Annotated in this window: 3 protein-coding genes; 2 read left to right on the top strand and 1 reads right to left on the bottom strand. The window is 56.2% G+C overall.

The window, feature by feature from the left end:
- Positions 1-222: 222 nt before the first annotated feature.
- Both CW742_RS09035 and CW742_RS09040 read left to right on the top strand, forming a co-directional pair.
- Positions 223-501, top strand: coding sequence for a hypothetical protein (locus CW742_RS09035; RefSeq protein ID WP_292419409.1), 279 nt, complete (start codon positions 223-225; stop codon positions 499-501).
- 83 nt (positions 502-584) lie between these two features.
- Entirely contained in the window at positions 585-2,879 is a 2,295-nt protein-coding gene (locus CW742_RS09040; protein ID WP_292419411.1) for a response regulator, read from the top strand.
- On the opposite strand, the gene CW742_RS09045 is transcribed toward CW742_RS09040, so the two are convergent.
- Positions 2,876-3,523 (bottom strand): NAD(P)/FAD-dependent oxidoreductase (locus tag CW742_RS09045; RefSeq protein ID WP_292419414.1); only part of this gene is annotated, 648 nt, incomplete at its 5' end. The two genes, CW742_RS09040 and CW742_RS09045, sit on opposite strands and share 4 nt — an antisense overlap.

Here is a 3,523-nt window from a genome sequence, read left to right on the forward strand (position 1 = left end):
TATCTGTGATGTAAAGAATGTATCGCTTTGGTTACCTTTTTTGAACTTTTACTAAATTCCTGCGAATGCCGCATGAAGCATACATGAATTGGAGGGGCCCATTTACACGGCTGTAGTTACGGAGACCGTGCGTAGTATCTCCACGGGCAGGGTGAGTTGTTCCATCCTTCTTCCCATCCTTTATCTGCCATCCCGATCTACACCGGAGAAGAGGATCGAAGAATGGTTCATTCCAGCGGGATCCAGGGACTGATTGCCGGGTACATTGCATCGCCACAGGGCAGGCAGATGATCAAAAACTTCCTTTCATCTCCGGAGGGGCAGGAAGCCATCAATGCATACCTGGCAACACCGGAAGGCCAGGGCATGGCAAACCTCCTTCTCATAAAGGCGCTCGACAACCTCAGGCTGCCCGGGCCGCTTAAGGAGGAGATCCGGGCAGCTCTTGAACGGGAGGGGAATCAGTCCCATTGCCCGGACGAACCGGGTTCTTCCCGGTAACCGGAAAAAGAATAAATAGCATTTTCCATTAAAATAGACCCTATAACAATACACTATACCTGCACGAAGAGAGTTTGGCCCTGATGATCTCCCTCCTCTATGTTGACGATGAACCGGAACTGCTCACCCTCGGTAAACTGTTTCTCGAACGCGAGGGGGAGTTCACGGTCACAACAACCACCTCCTCACCGGAAGTCCTGAGCCTCCTCACGACGAATACCTTCGATGCCATCATCTCGGATTACCAGATGCCCGTCATGGACGGGATCGAACTGCTCAAGCAGGTCAGGGGGAGGGACATCACCATCCCCTTCATCCTCTTCACCGGGAAAGGACGCGAGGACGTTGTGATCGAGGCGATCAACAACGGCGCCGACTTCTACCTCCAGAAAGGGGGTGCCGCCCGCCCCCAGTTCGCAGAACTCCGGCACAAGATCCTCACGGCACTCGAACGGCGCCGTGCCCTTGACGCGCTCAAAGACTCCGAGCAGAAACTCGCAAGCATCATCGATTTCCTTCCGGATGCAACCTATGCCATCAACACGGAAGGAAAGGTGATTGCCTGGAACAAGGCAATCGAGACAATGACCGGGGTTAAGGCATCAGGGATGCTGGGCAGGGGGCAGTTCGAATATGCAATACCCTTTTACTCCGAACGCCGGCCCATGCTCATCGACCTGGTCCTTTCCCCGGACGAAGCATTCGAGACACAACACTATCTGGATTGCTGCCATGACGGCATAACCCTCACCGCCGAGAGTGTCCTGCAATACCCGGAAAATGGTCCGCGATACATCTGGGGAAAAGCCAGCCGGCTCTATGACCAGAACGGTGAGATCTCAGGTGCCATTGAGTCCATCCGGGACATCACCGAACAGAAAAAAATCGACCAGACCCTCCGCGAGAACGAAGCAAAATACCGCGAACTCATCGAGAACGCGAGCACGATCATCCTGAAGCTGGACAGGACGGGCACCATCACGTTCTTCAATGAATATGCGCAGCGGTTCTTCGGGTTCTCAAGCAACGAGATTCTGGGCCGGCCGGTTGTGGGCACGATTGTCCCGGAGCATGAGTCCGGGACCGAACGGAATCTTTCCACCCTGCTGGAGAACATTGTCCGCGATCCCGAACAGTATGCCAGCAACGAAAACGAGAACATTACCAAAGATGGCAAAAGAGTCTGGATCCACTGGTGGAACAAGCCGATTTTCAACAAGGGCGGGGTGTTGCAGGGAGTGCTGTGCGTGGGTTCGGACATCACTGCCCGCCGCAGGATGGAAGACGAGATCCGTGCCGAGAACGAGAAGAACCGGGGGCTCATGAGTCATGCCATCGACGCCATTTTCATTATCGATGCAGATTCGGGCAGGTTCACCGATGCCAACAAAAGGGCGCTGGAGCTGCTCGGCAGGTCGCCGGATGAGCTGAAGGGAATGCGCTACACAGACATCTGTCCTGAGGAATTCCACGACCTCTTCATACGGCATTTCGCCATGGTGGCAAAGAATGGGACCGGGTCATTTCCCCTGACAGTCATCGACCGCGAGGGCAGGCACATCTCCGTGATCTCCAGCACCACCCGCATCGACCTTGGCGGACGGCCGCACATGCTTGCCATCCTTCACGATATTTCCGAGATCCAGATGGCCCATGACGCGCTCCAGCTGGCCAACAAAAAACTCAACCTGCTCTCGGACATCACCCGCCATGATATCAGGAACAAGCTGACCATCCTGAGCGGTTACCTGCAACTGCTCAGGGACAAACCGCGGGAACCCGATTACACGATGTACATGAAGAAGGTCAATGACATCGTCGGTACAATCGGTGAGAACATCGAGTTCACAAAACTCTACCAGAACCTTGGCATGGTTGCCCCCTCCTGGCAGAACGTCCACGATGTCTTTTTCCATGCCTGTGCACGGCTGGATATCCGGAAGATCTGTGTCCAGTCGGATACCGGGGACCTGGAAATCTTTGCAGATCCCCTCCTGGAACGGGCGTTTTTTAACCTTGCGGAAAATGCCATTACCCACGGGGGAAGTATGACCACCATCCGGATCTCCGCAAAAAAAGCCCACGAAGGAGGCATCCTCCTTATTGTCGAAGACAACGGCACCGGGATACCACCGTCCGAAAAGGAGAAGATCTTCTCCAGGGGATTTGGGAAGAACACCGGCCTTGGGCTTTTCCTGGTGCGGGAGATCCTCTCCATCAGCGGGATCACCATCCGCGAGAACGGTGAATACCGCAAGGGAGCGCATTTCGAGATCTTCGTTCCGCAGGGGGTCTTCCGGTATCCCGAAAACAAAGCCAGCGACCGCTGCCATATCCAGGTCACGGGATCGGACCGGCGCGATCCCCTGGCAGGTTAGAAGAGGGCCTTAAAGCCGGTGCGGGCAAGCGGCCCGAGAAGCCGGAGGGTTGCGGGATTGAAGAGCAGCCGCTTTACCAGCCCCGATGGCCGGTCCATGTCGCCGTACTCCTCGATGGTCCTGATGAGGCCCGGATCGTCAAGGGCACACACAAGTTCGTCCATGTCATCAGGGGACAGCCGCTCCCGCATTCCAAAGAGCCTGAACCCGAGGGAGAGTTCGTTCCCGAAATCCTCTTTCCACAAGCGCTCGTACCGGGAGAGGACGGTATCGTCGAACCGGTCTTTCTCGCATGCTTCGACGGCAATCGTGGCAGCATGCCGGGCCGAACGGATGCCGGTGTATACTCCTCCGCCAGACGTGGGTTTGGCAAATCCCGCAGCGTCACCACAAAAGAGCGTGCGGTGCCCGTAGGTCTTCGGCATAATGCCGAGGGGGATGGTGCCGGTCGCGAGATGGAGATTTGAGGGGGGGAACATCTTCCGGAACTCTGCAAACAGCGCCGGGACATTTGTTCTGGAGCAGAGGCCGATCCGCGTCCTGCCATGCCCCGAGGGGATCGCCCAGCCAAAAAAGTCCGGGGACGCATCCGGGTACACCTCCACAAACCGGGGATCGATCTCATGGGGGACATCCGCCTGGAT

The sequence above is a fragment of the Methanoregula sp. genome, assembly GCF_002835825.1.
In the GTDB taxonomy this organism is placed as follows: Archaea; Halobacteriota; Methanomicrobia; order Methanomicrobiales; family Methanospirillaceae; genus Methanoregula.